Below are 18,328 nucleotides of genomic sequence, written 5' to 3' on the forward strand. Positions count from 1 at the left end.
ATGAACACGGGGGCGGATCGTGTCAAACGACACAGGCCGCCCCCGCGTGACTACTGCAACTTCCGTATACCGATATCGACTTGTTCCTGGTGGGAGAACTACTTCAGGCGTGCCATGAGCGCGTGCTCGACCAGGGTGATCAGGCCGCTCTTGGCGTCCGCGCGGTGGCGGGCGTCCGTCGTGATGATGGGCGCGTCGGGCCCGATCTGGAGCGCTTCGCGGACCTCGTCGGGGGTGTAGGGCTGGTGTCCGTCGAAGCCGTTGAGGGCGATGACGAAGGGGAGGCCGCTGTTCTCGAAGTAGTCGACGGCGGGGAAGCAGTCGGCGAGACGGCGGGTGTCGACGAGGACGACGGCGCCGATGGCGCCGCGGACCAGGTCGTCCCACATGAACCAGAAGCGGTCCTGCCCGGGCGTACCGAACAGGTACAGGATCAGGTCCTGGTCGAGCGTGATACGTCCGAAGTCCATGGCCACCGTCGTGGTGGTCTTGTCCCCGGTGTGCGTCAGGTCGTCGATGCCCGCGGACGCGGACGTCATGACGGCCTCGGTGCGCAGGGGGTTGATCTCCGAGACGGCCCCGACGAACGTGGTCTTGCCCACGCCGAAGCCGCCCGCCACCACGATCTTCGCCGAGGTGGTGGCGCGGCCCGTACCGCCGCTAGAGCTTGCGAAGTCCACTGAGCACCCTTTCGAGCAGTGTCACATCCGGCGCGCCGCCGGCCTCTCCGTTGCCCGGCTGGTGGATGGCCACCATGCCGGCTTCCGCCAGGTCCGCCACCAGGATCCGGGCGACGCCGAGCGGCATCGACAGCAGCGCCGACACCTCCGCCACCGATTTGACCTCACGGCAGAGGTGGCAGATCCGCTGGTGCTCGGGGAGCAGGGTCCCCAGATGCGCGGGGTCTGCCGTCGTGCTGACCAGCGCCTCTATGGCGAGCTGGTAGCGCGGCCGGGTCCGGCCGCCGGTCATGGCGTAAGGACGAACCAGCGGCTGGTCGCCTTCCCCGTCGTACGACGCGTGGTGCAGTGCGCCGTACGGATCGGGTGAGGCGGGTGGCGGGGTCATGAATCCTCCGGGCGTGACAGCAGGTTCTCGGCTTGCCGTCTGCAAGGGGCCGGTGAGGGGACTAAAGCGGCCTGTCGGGTGAGGGTTGTGGGCATTACCTGGGGGGATCGTGTCGTGAATCCGCTGGATGGCCGTCTAGTGGAGCAGACTGCCTTGGAGTTCGGCGCGGAGGTCGGGCGTGAGGACGGTGCCGGCACGGTCGACCAGGAGGGCCATTTCGTACCCGACCAGACCGATGTCGGCGTCCGGGTGGGCCAGAACGGCCAGGGACGAGCCGTCGGAGATGGACATGAGGAAGAGGAATCCCCGCTCCATCTCCACAACCGTCTGACTGACGGCGCCGCCCTCGAAGATCCGGGACGCACCCGCGGTCAGCGAGGTGAGACCGGACGCGACGGCGGCGAGCTGGTCGGCGCGGTCGCGCGGAAATCCTTCGGACATCGCCAGCAGCAGGCCATCCGCGGAGACCACCACCGTGTGGGACACCCCTGGGGTGTTGTCCACGAAGTTGGTGATCAGCCAGTTCAGATTCTGCGCGGCCTGACTCATGGGGCTCAACTAACGCTCCTGCTGGTGAGTGGGGCCGAGATGGAAACTGCCGGTCTGCGAGCCGTTGTTGGCCTGCCGACCCTGCTGGATGCCCCGGCGGAGATTGGTCAGACGACCGCGCACGTCATCGGGCGCGCGCGAAACCTGAGGTCCGGACTGGTGATTCTGCTGCTGTGCGGTCCCCGGAACCAAATTGGCGCGGGGAACACGGCGAGGCAGCCCGGAGGTGGTGACACCGCCGGCGGCGGGCTTCTTGACCCGCTCGGCCTGGCGTACGAGTTCGTCGTTGGGCGAGGCCCGCCACGAACTGGTGACCGGGGCGTCGGCCGCACCGCGCTGAGGCAGCGGCGGAACCGGCACACCGGTGGGCTCCGGAGCGGCCGGCGCCTGCGGCTCGGCGGGCGGCTGCTGACCGCCCTGGCCCGGACCGTGGAACCAGTTCGTCTCCAGCGTGTCGTACAGCGGCGTACGCCCGTCCCCGGGACCGGCCGGAGGCAGGGCCTCCGGCTGCTGGGGGAGCGCCGGACGGTACGGAGCCTCGCCCGCCGGGGAGGCGGACGGACGCGGCGCACCGAAGTCGTTGCCTCGCGGCGCGGGCAGCTGGTGGTCCTGGCCCTGGCCCTGCTGGGGCTGGTGCGGGCCACCGAAGTCCGGCCGGGCGAACTGCGCCGTGCTCGCCGGGTCCTGGCCCTGCGGAGCCTGCTGCGGGTACGAGCGGTCCTGCGGAGCGCCCTGGCCCGAGAAGTCCGGCCGGGCGAACTCGGAGGTCGCGCCGGGACCCTGGAAGTCGCCCGAGGGCCGCTGGTTCGGCGGGCCGTTGAAGGACGGGTCCTGGCCGGGGCCCGCCGGACGGGCGAACTGCCCGGTCGCGTCGTGCTCCTCGTGACCGCGTGGGGCGTCGGCGCCCCAGCTGGTGGCGGCGGGACGCTGCGGCTGCGGGTCGCCCCCGGGCAGCTCGGCGCGCGGCCCACCGGGCGGCGGAAGCTGACGGCCGGGGCCGCCGGGCTGCGGGAAACCGCCCTGCTCCTGGCGGCTCTGGGGCTGCTGCCCCCCGGGGCCCTGCTGGTTCGACTGGTTCTGCTGCCCGTTCTGGCCCTGCTGGTTCTGCCAGCCGGACGGGGCCTGCTGGTTCTGCGGGGCGAACTGGCCCGGGCGGCCGTTCTGCCCGGAGGACGCCGGAGCGCCGTGGCCGAACAGGTTGGGCTGTGAGCCGCCGTCGCCGCGGCCGGGCGCATCGCCCTGGGGGCCGCGGGCGCCGAGCCGGGCGCTGTTGCCGAAGGCGCCGGAGAGACCGCCGCCCTGGCGCTGCGGGGCCGGGCCCTGGCCCGGGAAGTCCTGGCCGGGGCCGCCGTTGTTCGGCTGGCCGCCGCCCTGCGGGCCCTGCGGCCGGCCCGCTGACCCGTCCCGGGCCGGCAGTGCCGCCCGGGGACCCGCGCCCGCGCCGACCTGGCCGCGCTGGGCGCCGCCGAGGCTCTTGGCGCCCGGACCGCCCGGACCGCTGCCGAGGCCGGTGCGCTGGGCGTTGCCCGCACCGTTCCCGTTGCCCGCGAGCAGACCGCCCGGGGCGCCGGGCTGCTGGCCGGGGCCCTGCTTGGACGGGGGCTGCTTGCCGCCGTGCGCGACGTCGACGGGCAGCATGACCAGCGCGGTCGTACCGCCGGAGTCGGAGGGGCGCAGCTGGATCCGGATGCCGTGACGCAGCGACAGCCGGCCGACCACGAACAGACCCATGCGGCGGGAGACGGAGACGTCCACCGTCGGCGGCTGCGCGAGCCGCTCGTTGATCGCGGCGAGGTCCTCGGGGGAGAGGCCGATACCGGTGTCGTGGATCTCGACCAGGACGCGGCCGTCGGGCAGCGCGTGACCGGTGACCTTGACCTTCGTCTGCGGCGAGGAGAACGACGTGGCGTTCTCCAGCAGCTCGGCGAGCAGGTGCACGAGGTCGTTGACGACGCGGCCCGCGACCTCGGTGGCGGGCACCGCCGACAGCTCGATGCGCTCGTACTGCTCCACCTCGGACGCGGCGGCGCGGAGCACGTCGACCAGCGGGACGGGGCGGGTCCACCGGCGGCCCGGCTCCTCGCCCGCGAGGACGAGGAGGTTCTCGCCGTTCCGGCGCATACGGGTCGCGAGGTGGTCGAGCTTGAAGAGCGAGGACAGCTGGTCCGGGTCGGCCTCGCGCGACTCCAGCTCGGAGATGAGCGAGAGCTGGCGCTGGATGAGGCCCTGGGAGCGGCGCGAGAGGTTGGTGAACATCGCGTTGACGTTGCCCCGGAGGAGGGCCTGCTCGGCGGCGAGGCGGACGGCCTCACGGTGCACGTCGTCGAAGGCCGCGGCCACCTGGCCGATCTCGTCCCGGGAGTGCACACCGACCGACTCGACGGAGGTGTCGACGTCCTGCGGGTCGGTCTCGGAGAGCTGCTTGACGAGCTCGGGCAGCCGGTCCTGGGCGACGCGGGTGGCGGTGTCCTGGAGGCGGCGCAGGGACCGGATCATGGAGCGGGCCACCACGAAGGCGCCGACGAGCGAGACGCCGAGCACGATGAAGATGACCGCACCGTTGACGATCGCGTCGCGCTGGGAGGCCTGGCGCAGCTCGCGGGCCTTGGCCTCCATGTCGCTGAGGAGGGTGGCCTCGATCGTCTCCATGGCCTTGATCTTGATGGTGCTCTGGTCGTACCAGTCCAGGTACGACCGGACCTGCTTGCCCTCGATCCCGTTCGTGGTGGTCAGGATCCGCTTGGCGTACATGTTCCCGGCGTTGATCTCCGGGTTGCCGTTGTCCAGGGGCGCCATGAGCTCTTCGGCGCTCTGCCCGGTCGCCGCGTAGATCTGCTTGAACGACAGGAGGGCGCGGCCCTCCTTCTCCTGCGCGTTCTTACCGAACTGCCGGTCGTTCGGGTTGAGGTGCGGCTCCTTGACCGACCCGCCGGGCAGCGCCGCGGCGATGATCGCGCGCTGGACGGAGGCGTACTCCTTGGCGGAGGAGAACGCCGCCAGGGCCCGGGTCCGCTTGATCATGTCCGGGTTGCTGGTCGCCTGCGCCATGTCCTGCGAGAGGCTCAGCAGCGAGGTGATCAGCTGGCTGTACTGGTCGATCGTGTTGAGACTCGGCGTGCCCTCTTCGTACGCCGTCTTGCGGATCGTGCGGATGTTGCCGAGCTGGGAGGCGATCGCCCCGATGCTCGCGTGGATGCTCTCCAGCGACTCGTTGCCCTGGGTGTCGCCGATGGAGTCGGTCTCGTCGAGGAAGGCGTTCTTGGCCCGGTCGGTCTTGTCCCGGGGCCCGGTGACCTTGTAGTCGGTGGGCTTGGACTTGTTCGACAGCGGACCGGCCGACTGGTCGCGCTCCACCTGGAGAGCCTGGGCGAGCGAGGTCGCCTGCTTGGTCATCTTCGTCAGCAGCTGCATGTGCTCCAGCTGCTGCATGTCGGTCATGGACTCGTTGATCCTCAGACCGCCCAGGCTGGTCGCGGCGACCACGGGGAGGGCGAGGAGCGAGACCAGTCGCGTGCTGATGCGCCAGTTACGGAGCGCTATTCGCGAGCCGGTGTCGACCGGTCCGCGCGGCTGTGCGGCCGTGTCCGGCTCCGCACCGCTCGTCGTGGAGCCCGGGCGCTGCGCACGGTCGCTGTTGTCGCCGGCAGCGGCCGGCCCGGGGTTCTGGGCGTGCTGGGGCGAGGAACCGCGGTCGGTCCCGCCGCGCGGCTCCTGTTCCGCCGGAGCGCTGCCATCCCTCTTGAAACGTCCCTGCACTAGCGTCGCAACCTCTGGACCAGGCGTCCCGCCCGCGTGTGCGGACAGGGCGGTGTCGGCGTCGTGGGGCGCTGGACGCGCCCCATGGTGGTCGTGTGAGCGACCGGCGTACTTCCCCCTCCCGCCGCCACTCGGCGCTGCGTTGCGCCCCGGCGCGCCGGTCTGAAACCCGCGGCGGTGCGTGGAATTCCAGCACAGTGCAGGATCTCCAACAAGGCCCATGTACCGGGCTGTGACCTGCGTGACACGTTGTGATGAACGAGTGACATGCAGTGGAGAGTGATCGTGGGTAAAGCGGACTTTTACGGAGGACTTACCTAGGGGTGGGGGGTGTCCCAGTCGCGATGATCAGGAGCGGAATGGTGGATTCAGTGATGCAATGTCCGTTTTCTGGATCACGGCCAGTCGCCCGGAATGAGTCAATTGTCGATTAGTTCGTGAGCAAACTCACATGATGATCGTCGCCTCATCCCGGCTCCGGCGGGGAATCGGATGTTTAGCCTGACGCTTTACAGGGATGGCGAATCCGACAAGCCGGCGCCGCGACGAGCGACGCCCTCACCGACAGGGTCCTGACGGCAGATGAAGACGACGACGATGTTCCGCAACATTGCCAACCCCCGGCGCACCACGCTGGCGCACCTCAAGGACGCCGAAGCGCTGCAGACGCCCCCGGTGCCGGAGCACGCTGCCGACCTGCCCAACGTCACCGCCAACCCGCGCCGCACCATCCTCATGGAAGCCCCGGTCGCGGTCGCCCGGTAGCCACCCCCGGCATCCGCGAGCTGTGCCCCTCCCGCGGCGTTAGCCTGGAGCGTCAGTCTTCAGCAAGCCAGCAAGTGAGGGGCGACAGCATCCCGTGCGCATCGCCAGGTTCTCCATCGACGGCAATGTCGCCTTCGGCGCCGTCGAGGGACAGGGCACCGTGGAATCCGGTGACCTCGTCCTCGACATCATCAAGGGCATTCCGTATGCCGACTTCGAGCTCTCGGGCACCAAAGTCCCGCTGAACAAGGTCCGGCTGCTGCCCCCCGTGCTCCCCAACAAGGTCGTGGCCATCGGCCGCAACTACGCGGAGCACGCCGCCGAACTCGGCCACGAGCTCCCCGAAGCGCCGATCACCTTCTTCAAGCCCACCACCTCGGTGATCGGCTCCGGCGACGCGATCGAGTACCCCTCCTTCTCCGAAGAGCTGCACCACGAGGCCGAGCTGGCCGTGGTCATCGGCCGCATGTGCCGCGAGGTCCCCCGCGAGCGCGTCAAGGACGTCGTCTTCGGCTACACCTGCGCGAACGACGTCACCGCCCGCGATGTGCAGAAGCGCGAGAAGCAGTGGGCCCGCGCCAAGGGCTTCGACACCTCCTGCCCGCTGGGCCCCTGGGTGGAGACCGACGTCGACCCCCACGACCTCACCATCCAGGCGACGGTCAACGGCGAGCAGCGGCAGCTCGGCCGCACGAGCGACATGGTCCGCTCCATCGAGGACCTGGTCGTCCACATCACGGAGGCCATGACCCTCCTCCCGGGCGACGTCATCCTCACGGGCACCCCCGCAGGGGTCGGACCCCTGCACGTCGGCGACGAGGTCGCCGTCACCATCGAAGGCATCGGCACTCTCACCAACAAGGTGATCAAGCGTGGCTAACGCACCCGTCCGTGTACGTTTCTGTCCCTCCCCGACCGGAAACCCCCACGTGGGCCTGGTCCGGACGGCCCTTTTCAACTGGGCCTTCGCCCGGCACCACCAGGGCACCCTGGTCTTCCGGATCGAGGACACCGACGCGGCGCGCGACTCCGAGGAGTCCTACCAGCAGCTGCTCGACTCGATGCGCTGGCTCGGCCTGGACTGGGACGAGGGCCCCGAGATCGGCGGCCCGCACGCCCCCTACCGCCAGTCGCAGCGGATGGACCTGTACAAGGACGTCGCCGAGAAGCTCCTCGCCGCCGGGTACGCCTACCCCTGCTACTGCACCACCGAGGAGCTGGACACCCGCCGCGACGCCGCCCGCGCCGCCGGGAAGCCGTCCGGCTACGACGGCCACTGCCGTGACCTCACCGCCGAGCAGAAGGCGGCGTACGAGGCCGAGGGCCGCACCTCGATCGTCCGCTTCCGGATGCCCGACGAGGCGATCACCTTCACCGACCTGGTCCGCGGCGAGATCACCGTCCAGCCGGAGAACGTCCCCGACTACGGCATCGTCCGCGCCAACGGGGCCCCGCTCTACACCCTGGTCAACCCGGTCGACGACGCCCTGATGGAGATCACCCACGTCCTGCGCGGCGAGGACCTGCTCTCCTCCACCCCGCGCCAGATCGCCCTGTACCGGGCGCTCATCGAGCTGGGCATCGCGAAGGACACCCCCGCCTTCGGCCACCTGCCGTACGTCATGGGCGAGGGCAACAAGAAGCTCTCCAAGCGCGACCCGCAGGCATCCCTCAACCTCTACCGGGAGCGCGGCTTCCTTCCCGAGGGCCTGCTGAACTACCTCTCGCTGCTCGGCTGGTCGATCGCCGAGGACCGCGACATCTTCTCGATGGACGAACTGGTCGCCGCGTTCGACATCAAGGACGTCAACGCGAACCCGGCCCGCTTCGACCTCAAGAAGTGCGAGCACATCAACGCCGAGCACATCCGCATGCTCGATGTGAAGACCTTCACCGAGGCCTGCGGCCCCTGGCTGAAGGCCCCCTTCGCACCCTGGGCCCCCGAGGCCTTCGACGCGGAGAAGTGGACCAGGATCGCCCCGTACGCCCAGACCCGGGTCACGGTGCTCTCCGACATCACCGACAACGTCGACTTCCTCTTCCTCGACGAGCCGGTGGACGACGAGGCCTCCTGGACCAAGGCGATGAAGGGCGACCCGGTGGCCCTGCTCACCACGGCCCGCGCCAACCTGGAGGCGGCCGACTGGAGCGACCCGGAGTCGCTGAAGAACGCCGTCCTGGCCGCCGGCGAGGCCCACGGCCTCAAGCTCGGCAAGGCCCAGGCCCCGGTCCGCGTCGCCGTCACCGGCCGCACGGTGGGCCTGCCGCTCTTCGAGTCCCTGGAGATCCTGGGCCGCGAGAAGAGCCTGGCCCGCGTGGACGCCGCGCTGGCGAAGCTGGCCGGGTAACCGGACCGGACGCCTCCGGGGAGGGCCGCAGCCGACCGGCTGCGGCCCTCCCCGTTTCCTCCTCCGCGGTGGCCCGCCGACGGCTACCGTGAGATCCATGCCGATCCGCGCCGTGCTCTGGGACATCGACGACACGATCTTCGACTACGCGGGTGCCGACCGCACGGGCATGCGGCAGCATCTGGGGCTCGCGGGGCTTCCCGAGGCGTACGCATCGGTCGACGAGGCCCTCGACGCCTGGAAGGCGATCACCGTCCGGCACTGGGCGCGCGTCGCCGCCGGGCAGACGGACTTCCTCGGGCAGCGCCGGGACCGGGTGCGGGAGTTCCTCTCGCGGGCCATGACGGACGCCGAGGCCGACGACTGGTTCGCCGGCCATGTGACCCACTACGAGGCCGCCTGGGCGCTCTTCCCGGACGTGCTGCCGGCCCTGGACCGCCTGGTGCCCGACTACCGTCACGCGATCCTGTCCAACTCCAGCACCGACCACCAGCACCGCAAGCTCACCGCGCTCGGCGTCCGGGACCGCTTCGAGGCGATGGTCTGCGCCGTGGAGCTCGGCATCTCCAAACCGGAGGCCGGCGCCTTCCACGCGGCCTGCGAGGCGCTCGCGCTGGAGCCGCACGAAGTGGCGTACGTGGGCGACGAGCCGGACATCGACGCGAGCGGAGCCGTCGCCGCCGGACTCACCGGCATCTGGCTCGACCGGCGGGGCAGGGGCGGACGCTCCGATCTCGTGCGGATCACCGGGCTCGACCAACTGCCGGGCCTGCTGGCAGGCGATACCCGTTTTGGAGCGCCGGACACCTTCGGGTAATGTTCTTTCTGCGCCGCCCGAGCGGGCCGAGAGATCCGGCCGGAAGGCGCAGACAGAAGTGAAGCCCCCGCCAGGGGTTGCATTTCAGTGGGCTATGGTGTAATTGGCAACACTACGGTTTCTGGTACCGTCATTCTAGGTTCGAGTCCTGGTAGCCCAGCGCAGTACAGTACGACCAGCAGGACAAGCCCCCGTTGTGTAGCGGCCTAGCACGCTGCCCTCTCACGGCAGTAGCGCCGGTTCGAATCCGGTCGGGGGTACAGATCCTTCCCGCGAGAACATCATGGGTCGCACCCATCGCTCTCGATGCAGGATCGCTAGGGCCCCCGTTGTGTAGCGGCCTAGCACGCTGCCCTCTCACGGCAGTAGCGCCGGTTCGAATCCGGTCGGGGGTACTTGTCTCACCATGGGCTATGGTGTAATTGGCAACACTACGGTTTCTGGTACCGTCATTCTAGGTTCGAGTCCTGGTAGCCCAGCGCAAGTCAGCAGTAACCACGCCCCCGTTGTGTAGCGGCCTAGCACGCTGCCCTCTCACGGCAGTAGCGCCGGTTCGAATCCGGTCGGGGGTACAACACAGCAGTGCGGAAAGGCCCTTCACCTCGGTGGAGGGCCTTTTTCCTTTATCGGGCCCTACCGGTGGGCCGACGCCACCGAGTCGTACGCCTCCAACTCGCCCCCATCGCGCACCGCGGCCTGCTCGATGATCCGGGCCTGCCGGGTCAACTGGCCGATGCCGCACGGATATCCGAGCCCCAAGAGAACGGCCGCCACGACGCTGGGGCGGCCTGCCGGAGAGGGGGAGGGGAGTGGCGGGCCGGATCAGCCGCTGCGGCGCAGGGCCTCGGTCAGCCGTGCCGCCGAGTCGATGACCGCCTGAGCGTGCATCCGGCCCGGGTGGCGGGTCAGCCGCTCGATCGGTCCGGAGATCGAGACTGCGGCGACCACCCGGTTCGAGGGGCCGCGCACCGGAGCCGAGACCGAGGCGACGCCCGGCTCCCGCTCGCCGATCGACTGGGCCCAGCCCCGCCTGCGTACGCCGGAGAGCGCCGTCGCCGTGAAGCGGGCGCCCTGGAGGCCCCGGTGCAGGCGCTCCGGCTCCTCCCAGGCCATCAGGATCTGGGCGGAGGAGCCCGCCTTCATCGTGAGCGTGGAGCCGACCGGCACCGTGTCCCGGAGTCCGGACAGCCGTTCCGCCGCCGCCACGCAGATCCGCATGTCGCCCTGCCGGCGGTAGAGCTGCGCGCTCTCGCCGGTGATGTCGCGCAGGTGGGTGAGTACCGGACCGGCCGTGGCCAGCAGGCGGTCCTCGCCCGCCGCGGCTGCCAGTTCCGACAGCCGGGGGCCGAGAATGAACCGGCCCTGCATATCCCTCGCCACCATCCGGTGGTGTTCCAGTGCCACGGCCAGACGGTGGGCCGTGGGCCGTGCGAGCCCGGTCGCCGCGACCAGCCCGGCGAGGGTGGCCGGACCGGACTCCAGGGCGCTCAATACCAGAGCTGCCTTGTCGAGAACGCCGACGCCGCTAGAGTTGTCCATACGACGATACTCCCGTCTCACTCTGTGAAACGCAAGTTCAATTTTCTGCGGAAGTTGCGAACCTGTAGGAGCGGCCGCACAACGGCTCGCAGCCACCGCCCCGCACGGGGGTCCGGACGGAGGCGCACCGATCTCTAGTTGGGCCGGCGAAGACGCCGGCCGGAGGGAAAGCGATGGGTAGGACACTCGCGGAGAAGGTCTGGGACGACCATGTCGTCCGGCGCGCGGAGGGCGAGCCCGACCTTCTCTTCATCGATCTGCACCTGCTGCACGAGGTGACCAGCCCGCAGGCCTTCGACGGGCTGCGGCAGGCCGGACGTCCCGTGCGGCGCCTCGACCTCACCATCGCCACCGAGGACCACAACACCCCGACCCTCGACATCGACAAGCCGATCGCGGACCCCGTCTCCCGCGCCCAGTTGGAGACGCTGCGCAAGAACTGCGCGGACTTCGGCGTCCGGCTGCACCCGCTGGGCGACGTCGAGCAGGGCGTCGTGCACGTGGTCGGCCCGCAGCTGGGGCTGACCCAGCCCGGCACCACCGTGGTCTGCGGCGACTCCCACACGTCCACGCACGGCGCGTTCGGGGCGCTGGCGTTCGGCATCGGCACCAGCCAGGTCGAGCACGTCCTGGCCACCCAGACGCTGCCCCTGGCCCGCCCGAAGACCATGGCCATCACGGTCGAGGGCGAACTGCCCGACGAGGTCACCGCGAAGGACCTGATCCTGGCGATCATCGCCCGGATCGGCACCGGCGGCGGCCAGGGCTACATCCTCGAATACCGCGGCTCCGCCATCGAGAAGCTCTCGATGGAGGCCCGGATGACCATCTGCAACATGTCGATCGAGGCGGGCGCCCGCGCCGGCATGATCGCCCCCGACGCCACCACCTTCGACTACCTCAAGGGCCGCGACCACGCCCCGCAGGGCGAGGAGTGGGACGCCGCCGTCGCGTACTGGAACACCCTGCGCTCCGACGACGACGCCGTGTTCGACGCCGAGGTCGTCATCGACGCCACCGAACTGGCCCCGTTCGTCACCTGGGGCACCAACCCCGGCCAGGGCGCGCCTCTGTCGGCCAACGTCCCCGACCCGGCTTCGTACGAGGACGCCTCGGAGCGCCACGCCGCCGAAAAGGCCCTGGAGTACATGGGGTTGTCCGCGGGACAGCCGCTGCGCGAGATCAGCGTCGACACCGTCTTCGTAGGTTCCTGCACCAACGGCCGGATCGAGGACCTGCGCAACGCGGCCTCGATCCTGGACGGCCGCAAAGTCGCGAGCGGCGTACGGATGCTGGTCGTCCCCGGCTCGGTGCGGGTCGCCCTCCAGGCCGTCTCGGAGGGCCTGGACAAGGTCTTCACCGAGGCCGGCGCCGAATGGCGGCACGCGGGTTGCTCGATGTGCCTCGGCATGAACCCCGACCAGCTGGCCCCCGGCGAGCGCTCCGCCTCCACCTCGAACCGCAACTTCGAGGGCAGGCAGGGCAAGGGCGGCCGCACCCACCTGGTCTCGCCCCAGGTCGCCGCCGCCACCGCGGTGCTGGGCCATCTGGCCTCGCCCGCCGACCTGTCCGACGCCCGTACCCCCGCCGGAGTCCGATAGCCATGGAAGCCTTCACCACGCACACCGGCCGGGTCGTCCCGCTGCGCCGCAGCAACGTCGACACCGACCAGATCATCCCCGCCCACTGGCTGAAGAAGGTCACTCGCGACGGGTTCGAGGACGGCCTCTTCGAAGCCTGGCGCAAGGACGAGAACTTCGTCCTCAACCGCCCCGAACGCCAGGGCGCCTCGGTCCTGGTCGCCGGTCCCGACTTCGGTACGGGCTCCTCCCGCGAACACGCGGTCTGGGCCCTGCAGAACTACGGCTTCAAGACGGTCATCTCCTCCCGCTTCGCCGACATCTTCCGCGGCAACTCGCTGAAGAACGGCCTGCTCACGGTGGTGCTGGAGCAGAAGGTCGTCGACGCCCTCTGGGAGCTGACGGAGGCCGACCCGACCGCCGAGGTGACCGTCGACCTGGAGGCGCGTCAGGTCCGCGCCGAGGGCATCACCGCCGACTTCGAGCTGGACGAGAACGCCCGCTGGCGGCTGCTGAACGGCCTCGACGACATCAGCCTCACCCTTCAGAACGAAGCGGACATCGCCGCGTACGAGGCGTCCAGGCCCGCCTTCAAGCCGCGTACCATTGCCGCCTGAGCAGCGCTTTTCCAGGACTGCGCCCCCTGCCTCCCGGCAGGGGGCGCAGTCGCTTGTTGAGACCCCGTCGGGCGACAACTCGCCCCAGATGGCACAATCGGTGCATGGAACGCGACAGCCAACTCAAGCTCTATGGCCAAGTCGCCGACCGATTGAAGGAAGCGCACGCGAAGGTGCGTGCACTGCAAGTCCCGGATGGCGTACGGATGGCGCTGACCCGGAAGCTGTTGGTCGTCACGGCCGCGGCGAAGCACGATCTCCCGGACGCGGCAAGGCGTCTGGACCGGTTGATGAAGGACCTCGATGAGGGCCGATTCCCCGAAGGTGACTGACACGTGGAACTGCGCATCGGTCGACTTCGTTGCGGCACTAGGGTGATTAGCCCGTTTCGTGTTTGATTTGCGGTATATATCTGCCTAACGTGCGAAAAAGCTTGAACACTTTCGTTCTGGCAATGTCTCCGAAGGGGAAGACGTGAACAAGGCGCAGCTCGTAGAAGCGATTGCCGACAAGGTCGGCGGCCGCCAGCAGGCCGCGGACGCCGTCGACGCGGTACTCGACGCGATCGTCCGTGCCGTTGTCGCCGGGGACCGTGTCTCGGTCACCGGCTTCGGCTCGTTCGAGAAGGTCGACCGCCCCGCCCGGTACGCCCGCAACCCGCAGACGGGTGAGCGCGTCCGGGTCAAGAAGACCTCGGTGCCCCGTTTCCGTGCGGGCCAGGGCTTCAAGGACCTGGTGAGCGGCTCGAAGAAGCTCCCCAAGAACGACGTGGCCGTCAAGAAGGCCCCCAAGGGCAGCCTCTCGGGCGGATCTTCCGCCGCCCGCACGACGGTGAAGGCCGCCGCCGCCAAGAAGTCGGCCGCCAAGAAGGCCACCGCGAAGAAGGCCACCGCCAAGAAGGCGACTCCGGCGAAGACCACCGCCGCGAAGAAGACCACGGCCAAGAAGACGACCGGGACGGCGAAGAAGACGTCCGCGGCCGCGAAGAAGGCGACCCCGGCCAAGAAGGTCACGGCCACCGCCAAGAAGACCGCGCCCGCCAAGAAGGCCACGGCGAAGAAGGCGCCCGCGAAGAAGACCACGGCGCGCACGACCACGGCCAAGAAGGCCACCGCACGCAAGAAGTGAGCCCCGGGCACCCGCTCGCTCCTCACGACGCGCCGGGCCGGGCTCCCCTCCGGGGGAGCCCGGCCCGCGGGCTGTCCGGCCCTCGTTCGGCCCAGCGGAGTCCGGCCGGAACACCGGACCGGAACACCGGGCGCCGGATCAGAACGTCTGCAGTGTCACCAGCGTGATCCGCAGGGCCGCCCCCTCGCCCTCGCCCTCGATGCGCACGCGCTGACCCGGGCGCAGCAGCAGCAGGCCGCCCGCGTCGAAAGCCGCGGCGTCGAACTCCACCGGGGTGCCGTCGTCCAGCAGCACACTGCCGCCACGGGTCTCGGGGTCGTACGTGTACGAGGTCGCCTGCATGGGCGGCAGCCTATCGGTCGCGGGCGAAGGCGGGCACGGCCGCGAGCCGCGCCGTGTGCGGCCCCACCCCCAGGGCCAGGGCGACCCGCAGGTCCTCGCCCGTATCCACGTCCCGGCGCACCGACTCGACTCCGGACAGCGCTATTTCCACCGCCCCCGACGCCAGATGCCGGGGCCCGGACGGCCCACCGAAAGCCGGACGGAATTCCGCGCCGCTCGTAGCGGCCAGAAATGTCGTTCCGATTCCCGCCGCGTCCCGGAGAAAAGCGCTGGGAAAAGCGGAGGCAAAATCGAGCACCCGCGCCAATTCACCGCTGCGCAGCGCCGGCAGATCCGCGTTGAGCGCGGCCACCGCGGCAGCGGGCCGCAGGGCCCGCGCCGAGCGCGCGCCGTGCGCGAGCGCCGCGTTGAGCCCGGCCCCCGGAGCGTCCGGCACGATCCGGGCCCCGAGCGCGGAGAGGGCCGCCGCGGCCACCGCGTCGTCCGTGACGACCACCACATCCCGCACCCGGGGACAGGCCAGCGCCGCGGCCACCGTGTCCTGGGCGAACGCCAGGGCCAGCAGCGGCCGCGCATCCTCGCCCGCCGCCCGTCCCAGGCGGCTCTTGGCCCGGGCGAGCGGCTTCAGCGGAACGACCAGGGACCAGGCCCCGGCCGGATCGGTGTTCGTGGCGATCTCCCCCTCCGTACGCGTCAGGACCTATTCTCGCCTGCCGGTACGACAACCCGGAGGCCCGCTGCCGAAGGTGAGGCGTACGGTGTTCTCGACAGAGCAGGGCCCTGGGTCGAGACTTGACCGTCAGTAGCCAGGCCGCAGGTTGAAATCCTAAGGAAGGTATCCGAGTGTCCCGCCGCAGAATCGGCTTCTGGTACCGCCTGGCGGCGGTCATCGCCAAGCCGCCACTGGTGGTCCTGTTCAAGCGCGACTGGCGGGGGATGGAGCACATTCCGGCCGACGGCGGATTCATCACCGCCGTCAATCACAACTCCTATCTGGACCCGCTCTCCTACGGCCACTTCCAGTACAACACCGGGCGGGTGCCCCGACTCCTGGCGAAGGCCGCCCTCTTCCGCACCCCGTTCGTCGGGATGATGCTGCGCGGCACCGGCCAGATCCCCGTCTACCGCGAGACCACCAACGCCCTGGACGCCTTCCGGGCCGCCGTGGACGCCATCGAGCGCGGCGAGTGCGTCGCCTTCTACCCCGAGGGCACCCTCACCCGGGACCCCGACATGTGGCCGATGGCCGGGAAGACCGGGGCCGCCCGGGTCGCCCTGATGACCAAGGCGCCCGTCATCCCGGTCGCCCAGTGGGGCGCGAACCTCGCGATGCCGCCGTACGCCAAGGAGCACAAGTTCCGGCTCTTCCCCCGCAAGACGCTCCAGGTGCAGGCCGGACCGCCTGTCGACCTCAGTCGCTTCCACGGCCTGGAGCCCACGCCGGAGGTGCTGCGCGAGGCGACCGAGGTCATCATGGCGGCGGTCACCCGCCAGCTGGAGGACCTGCGCGGCGAGAAGGCGCCCGCCGAGCTCTACGATCACCGCAAAGCCCGTGCTGAACAACGGCGCAGGGCCCAGGGAAAGGGACCCACGTGACGCACCCCGTAAAAGCAGCCGTCTTCGGAACCGGCTCATGGGGTACGGCCTTCGCCGTGATCCTCGCCGACGCGGGCTGCGACGTCACCCTCTGGGGCCGCCGCGCCGAGGTCGCCGAGGCCGTCAACACCACGCACACCAACCCGGACTACCTCCCGGGCATCGTGCTCCCCGACTCCATCCGCGCCACCACCGACGCCGCCGAGGCCCTGCGCGGCGCGGAGTTCGCCTTCCTGGTCGTGCCCTCCCAGACGCTGCGCGCCAACCTCGCCGACTGGGCCCCGCACCTGGGGCCGGACACCGTCCTGGTCTCCCTGATGAAGGGCGTCGAACTGGGCACCGCCGAGTTGATGAGCGAGGTGATCGCGGACGTCACCAAGGTCTCCGCCGACCGCATCGCCGTCGTCTCGGGCCCCAACCTCGCCAAGGAGATCGCGGAGCGCCGCCCCGCCGCGGCCGTCGTCGCCTGCTCCGACGAGTCCGTCGCCCAGCGCCTCCAGGCCGCCTGCCACACCGCGTACTTCCGCCCGTACACCAACACCGACGTGGTCGGCTGCGAGCTCGGCGGCGCCGTGAAGAACGTCATCGGTCTCGCCGTCGGCATCGCTGACGGCATGGGCCTCGGCGACAACACCAAGGGCTCCCTCATCACCCGGGGCCTCGCCGAGACCACCCGACTGGGCCTGGCCATGGGCGCGGACCCGTTGACGTTCTCCGGCCTCGCCGGCCTGGGCGACCTGGTGGCCACCTGCTCCTCGCCGCTCTCGCGGAACCACACCTTCGGCACCAACCTCGGCCGCGGCATGACGCTCCAGGAGACGATCGCCGTCACCAAGCAGACCGCCGAGGGCGTCAAGTCCTGCGAATCGGTCCTCGACCTGGCCCGCAGGCACGGGGTCGACATGCCCATCACCGAGACCGTCGTCTCGATCGTCCACGAGGGCAAGTCGCCGGTGGTCGCCGTCAAGGAGCTGATGTCGCGGAGCGCCAAGGCCGAGCGACGCTGACGCCGCCCTTACCAGCAGGTACGCTCATCGCGATATGAGCAGCGAGAACCTCCCCCAGAGCCCTGAGCGCGCCGAGAGCCCTGAGCCGCACGGCCGTAAACCCCGTGTGGCCGTCGTGTTCGGCGGTCGCAGCTCCGAACACGGCATCTCGGTCGTCACGGCCGGCGCCGTCATGAAGGCCATCGACCGGACGAAGTACGACGTCCTGCCGATCGGCATCACGACGGACGGCCGCTGGGCGCTCACCGCCGACGAGCCCGAACGCATGGCCATCACCGACCGCAAGGTCCCCGACGTGGACCGGCTCACCGGATCCGCCGAGGGCAGCGTCGTGCTCTCCGTGGACCCGGGCAGCCGCGAGGTCGTCTACACCGAGCCCGGCGCGGTGCCCAAGGCGCTGGGCGAGGTCGACGTCGTCTTCCCCGTGCTGCACGGCCCGTACGGGGAGGACGGCACCCTCCAGGGCCTTCTCGAACTCTCCGGTGTGCCCTACGTCGGTGCGGGCGTCCTCGCCTCCGCCGTCGGCCAGGACAAGGAGTACATGAAGCGCGTCTTCATCTCCTTCGGGCTGCCCGTCGGACCCTACGAGGTCGTCCGGCCCCGCGAGTGGGACAACGACCCCGCCGCCGCCCGCAAGCGGATTGTCGACTTCGCCGGCGAGCACGGCTGGCCGCTGTTCATCAAGCCCGCCCGCGGCGGCTCCTCGGTGGGCATCACCAAGGTCGACGGCCTCGAAGGGCTCGACGAGGCGATCGAGGAGGCCCGCCGACACGACCCGAAGTTCCTCGTCGAGTCGCTGCTGCGCGGCCGTGAGATCGAGTGCGGGGTGCTGGAGTTCGAGGACGGCCCGCGCGCCAGCGTGCCCGCCGAGATCCCGCCGGTCACCGCGCACGACTTCTACGACTTCGAGGCCAAGTACATCGACTCGGCCACGGGTCTGGTGCCGGCGCCGCTCACCGAGGAGCAGACCGCCGAGGTGCAGCGGCTCGCCGTCGCCGCCTTCGACGCGGTCTCCTGCGAGGGCCTGGTACGCGCCGACTTCTTCCTCACCGAGGACGGCACCTTCGTCATCAACGAGATCAACACCCTGCCGGGCTTCACCCCGATCTCCATGTACCCGCGCATGTGGCAGGAGAGCGGCGTCGACTACCCGGAGCTGGTCGACCGGCTGATCCAGGCCGCGTTGACCCGCTCCACCGGACTGCGCTGAGACGAG

Annotated in this window: 19 protein-coding genes and 5 tRNA genes; 16 read left to right on the forward strand and 8 right to left on the reverse strand. The window is 70.2% G+C overall.

The features are described from left to right. Nucleotides 1-98: 98 nt before the first annotated feature. The 4 genes from RNL97_RS24235 to RNL97_RS24250 form a co-directional block, all read right to left on the reverse strand. Complete coding sequence (locus tag RNL97_RS24235) at nucleotides 99-680, reverse strand: GTP-binding protein (protein ID WP_003966011.1); 582 nt, start codon at nucleotides 678-680, stop codon at nucleotides 99-101. Beyond that, the gene (locus RNL97_RS24240; RefSeq protein ID WP_003966010.1) at nucleotides 661-1,068 is read right to left on the reverse strand and encodes a DUF742 domain-containing protein; all 408 of its coding nucleotides are present in this window, start codon (nucleotides 1,066-1,068) and stop codon (nucleotides 661-663) included. Before RNL97_RS24240 ends, RNL97_RS24235 begins: the two co-directional genes overlap by 20 nt. A 135-nt stretch (nucleotides 1,069-1,203) precedes the next feature. Further along, the gene (locus tag RNL97_RS24245) at nucleotides 1,204-1,617 is read right to left on the reverse strand and encodes a roadblock/LC7 domain-containing protein (RefSeq protein WP_006127850.1); all 414 of its coding nucleotides are present in this window, start codon (nucleotides 1,615-1,617) and stop codon (nucleotides 1,204-1,206) included. 9 nt (nucleotides 1,618-1,626) lie between these two features. Further along, nucleotides 1,627-5,373, reverse strand: a complete 3,747-nt coding sequence (locus tag RNL97_RS24250) for a sensor histidine kinase (protein WP_030580359.1) — start codon at nucleotides 5,371-5,373, stop codon at nucleotides 1,627-1,629. A 582-nt stretch (nucleotides 5,374-5,955) separates the two neighbouring features. Between RNL97_RS24250 and RNL97_RS24255 the strand changes: the two genes are divergently transcribed. The 9 genes from RNL97_RS24255 to RNL97_RS24295 all read left to right on the forward strand — a co-directional run bounded on the left by RNL97_RS24255 (nucleotide 5,956) and on the right by RNL97_RS24295 (nucleotide 9,875). Continuing rightward, entirely contained in the window at nucleotides 5,956-6,138 is a 183-nt protein-coding gene (locus tag RNL97_RS24255; protein ID WP_030580362.1) for a hypothetical protein, read from the forward strand. Between the two features lie 94 nt (nucleotides 6,139-6,232). Next, nucleotides 6,233-7,018 carry a fumarylacetoacetate hydrolase family protein gene (locus RNL97_RS24260; protein WP_030580365.1) on the forward strand — a complete coding sequence of 262 codons (786 nt, stop codon included), beginning with the start codon at nucleotides 6,233-6,235 and terminating at the stop codon, nucleotides 7,016-7,018. Beyond that, entirely contained in the window at nucleotides 7,011-8,486 is a 1,476-nt protein-coding gene (gene gltX, locus RNL97_RS24265; protein ID WP_030580368.1) for a glutamate--tRNA ligase, read from the forward strand. Before RNL97_RS24260 ends, gltX begins: the two co-directional genes overlap by 8 nt. 97 nt (nucleotides 8,487-8,583) lie before the next feature. Beyond that, nucleotides 8,584-9,303: an HAD family hydrolase gene (locus RNL97_RS24270; protein WP_030580371.1), complete on the forward strand. Its 720-nt coding sequence runs from the start codon at nucleotides 8,584-8,586 to the stop codon at nucleotides 9,301-9,303. Between the two features lie 88 nt (nucleotides 9,304-9,391). Beyond that, nucleotides 9,392-9,463: transfer RNA gene (locus tag RNL97_RS24275), tRNA-Gln, on the forward strand. 27 nt (nucleotides 9,464-9,490) lie between these two features. Further along, nucleotides 9,491-9,563: transfer RNA gene (locus tag RNL97_RS24280), tRNA-Glu, on the forward strand. A gap of 62 nt (nucleotides 9,564-9,625) precedes the next feature. Continuing rightward, nucleotides 9,626-9,698 (forward strand) — tRNA-Glu (locus RNL97_RS24285). 12 nt (nucleotides 9,699-9,710) lie between these two features. Beyond that, a tRNA-Gln gene (locus tag RNL97_RS24290) sits at nucleotides 9,711-9,782 on the forward strand. A gap of 20 nt (nucleotides 9,783-9,802) precedes the next feature. After that, nucleotides 9,803-9,875: transfer RNA gene (locus tag RNL97_RS24295), tRNA-Glu, on the forward strand. Nucleotides 9,876-9,936: 61 nt separating this feature from the next. On the opposite strand, the gene RNL97_RS24300 is transcribed toward RNL97_RS24295, so the two are convergent. After that, nucleotides 9,937-10,077 carry a hypothetical protein gene (locus RNL97_RS24300; RefSeq protein ID WP_243315278.1) on the reverse strand — a complete coding sequence of 47 codons (141 nt, stop codon included), beginning with the start codon at nucleotides 10,075-10,077 and terminating at the stop codon, nucleotides 9,937-9,939. Nucleotides 10,078-10,125: 48 nt separating this feature from the next. Beyond that, nucleotides 10,126-10,842 carry an IclR family transcriptional regulator NdgR gene (gene ndgR, locus RNL97_RS24305; protein ID WP_006127859.1) on the reverse strand — a complete coding sequence of 239 codons (717 nt, stop codon included), beginning with the start codon at nucleotides 10,840-10,842 and terminating at the stop codon, nucleotides 10,126-10,128. Nucleotides 10,843-11,015: 173 nt separating this feature from the next. Between ndgR and leuC the strand changes: the two genes are divergently transcribed. The 4 genes from leuC (at nucleotide 11,016) to RNL97_RS24325 (ending at nucleotide 14,167) form a co-directional block, all read left to right on the forward strand. Beyond that, on the forward strand, nucleotides 11,016-12,443 hold the full coding sequence (leuC, locus tag RNL97_RS24310; RefSeq protein ID WP_030580375.1) for a 3-isopropylmalate dehydratase large subunit: 1,428 nt from the start codon (nucleotides 11,016-11,018) through the stop codon (nucleotides 12,441-12,443). Between the two features lie 2 nt (nucleotides 12,444-12,445). Continuing rightward, nucleotides 12,446-13,039: a 3-isopropylmalate dehydratase small subunit gene (gene leuD, locus RNL97_RS24315; RefSeq protein WP_030580377.1), complete on the forward strand. Its 594-nt coding sequence runs from the start codon at nucleotides 12,446-12,448 to the stop codon at nucleotides 13,037-13,039. 104 nt (nucleotides 13,040-13,143) lie between these two features. Further along, complete coding sequence (locus tag RNL97_RS24320) at nucleotides 13,144-13,371, forward strand: SCO5555 family protein (RefSeq protein ID WP_030580379.1); 228 nt, start codon at nucleotides 13,144-13,146, stop codon at nucleotides 13,369-13,371. Between the two features lie 142 nt (nucleotides 13,372-13,513). Then, nucleotides 13,514-14,167, forward strand: a complete 654-nt coding sequence (locus tag RNL97_RS24325) for an HU family DNA-binding protein (RefSeq protein WP_030580381.1) — start codon at nucleotides 13,514-13,516, stop codon at nucleotides 14,165-14,167. Nucleotides 14,168-14,305: 138 nt separating this feature from the next. Here the strand turns inward: RNL97_RS24325 and RNL97_RS24330 are convergent, their stop codons facing one another. Together RNL97_RS24330 and cofC are read right to left on the reverse strand one after the other, a co-directional pair. Continuing rightward, nucleotides 14,306-14,509 carry a hypothetical protein gene (locus RNL97_RS24330; protein WP_010062008.1) on the reverse strand — a complete coding sequence of 68 codons (204 nt, stop codon included), beginning with the start codon at nucleotides 14,507-14,509 and terminating at the stop codon, nucleotides 14,306-14,308. Between the two features lie 10 nt (nucleotides 14,510-14,519). Next, complete coding sequence (gene cofC, locus RNL97_RS24335; RefSeq protein WP_030580383.1) at nucleotides 14,520-15,206, reverse strand: 2-phospho-L-lactate guanylyltransferase; 687 nt, start codon at nucleotides 15,204-15,206, stop codon at nucleotides 14,520-14,522. Nucleotides 15,207-15,352: 146 nt separating this feature from the next. Between cofC and RNL97_RS24340 the strand changes: the two genes are divergently transcribed. From RNL97_RS24340 to RNL97_RS24350, 3 genes are read left to right on the forward strand one after another with little or no spacing between them, the layout of a single operon-like run. Next, nucleotides 15,353-16,105, forward strand: coding sequence for a lysophospholipid acyltransferase family protein (locus RNL97_RS24340; RefSeq protein WP_030580386.1), 753 nt, complete (start codon nucleotides 15,353-15,355; stop codon nucleotides 16,103-16,105). Next, entirely contained in the window at nucleotides 16,102-17,112 is a 1,011-nt protein-coding gene (locus RNL97_RS24345) for an NAD(P)H-dependent glycerol-3-phosphate dehydrogenase (protein ID WP_030580388.1), read from the forward strand. The genes RNL97_RS24340 and RNL97_RS24345 overlap by 4 nt, the downstream gene beginning before the upstream one ends. Before the next feature lie 34 nt (nucleotides 17,113-17,146). Next, on the forward strand, nucleotides 17,147-18,322 hold the full coding sequence (locus RNL97_RS24350; protein ID WP_313751191.1) for a D-alanine--D-alanine ligase family protein: 1,176 nt from the start codon (nucleotides 17,147-17,149) through the stop codon (nucleotides 18,320-18,322). Nucleotides 18,323-18,328 lie beyond the last annotated feature (6 nt).

Source organism: Streptomyces parvus, from assembly GCF_032121415.1.
In the GTDB taxonomy this organism is placed as follows: domain Bacteria; phylum Actinomycetota; class Actinomycetes; order Streptomycetales; family Streptomycetaceae; genus Streptomyces; species Streptomyces globisporus_A.

Excerpts from the sequence above, each read along its gene's own strand:
- RNL97_RS24240 (WP_003966010.1), bottom strand. The coding sequence starts at position 1,068 with ATGACCCCGCCACCCGCCTCACCCGATCCGTACGGCGCACTGCACCAC.
- RNL97_RS24245 (WP_006127850.1), bottom strand. The coding sequence starts at position 1,617 with ATGAGTCAGGCCGCGCAGAATCTGAACTGGCTGATCACCAACTTCGTG.
- RNL97_RS24255 (WP_030580362.1), top strand. The coding sequence starts at position 5,956 with ATGAAGACGACGACGATGTTCCGCAACATTGCCAACCCCCGGCGCACC.
- RNL97_RS24270 (WP_030580371.1), top strand. The coding sequence starts at position 8,584 with ATGCCGATCCGCGCCGTGCTCTGGGACATCGACGACACGATCTTCGAC.
- ndgR (WP_006127859.1), bottom strand. The coding sequence starts at position 10,842 with ATGGACAACTCTAGCGGCGTCGGCGTTCTCGACAAGGCAGCTCTGGTA.
- leuC (WP_030580375.1), top strand. The coding sequence starts at position 11,016 with ATGGGTAGGACACTCGCGGAGAAGGTCTGGGACGACCATGTCGTCCGG.
- leuD (WP_030580377.1), top strand. The coding sequence starts at position 12,446 with ATGGAAGCCTTCACCACGCACACCGGCCGGGTCGTCCCGCTGCGCCGC.
- RNL97_RS24320 (WP_030580379.1), top strand. The coding sequence starts at position 13,144 with ATGGAACGCGACAGCCAACTCAAGCTCTATGGCCAAGTCGCCGACCGA.
- RNL97_RS24330 (WP_010062008.1), bottom strand. The coding sequence starts at position 14,509 with ATGCAGGCGACCTCGTACACGTACGACCCCGAGACCCGTGGCGGCAGT.
- RNL97_RS24350 (WP_313751191.1), top strand. The coding sequence starts at position 17,147 with ATGAGCAGCGAGAACCTCCCCCAGAGCCCTGAGCGCGCCGAGAGCCCT.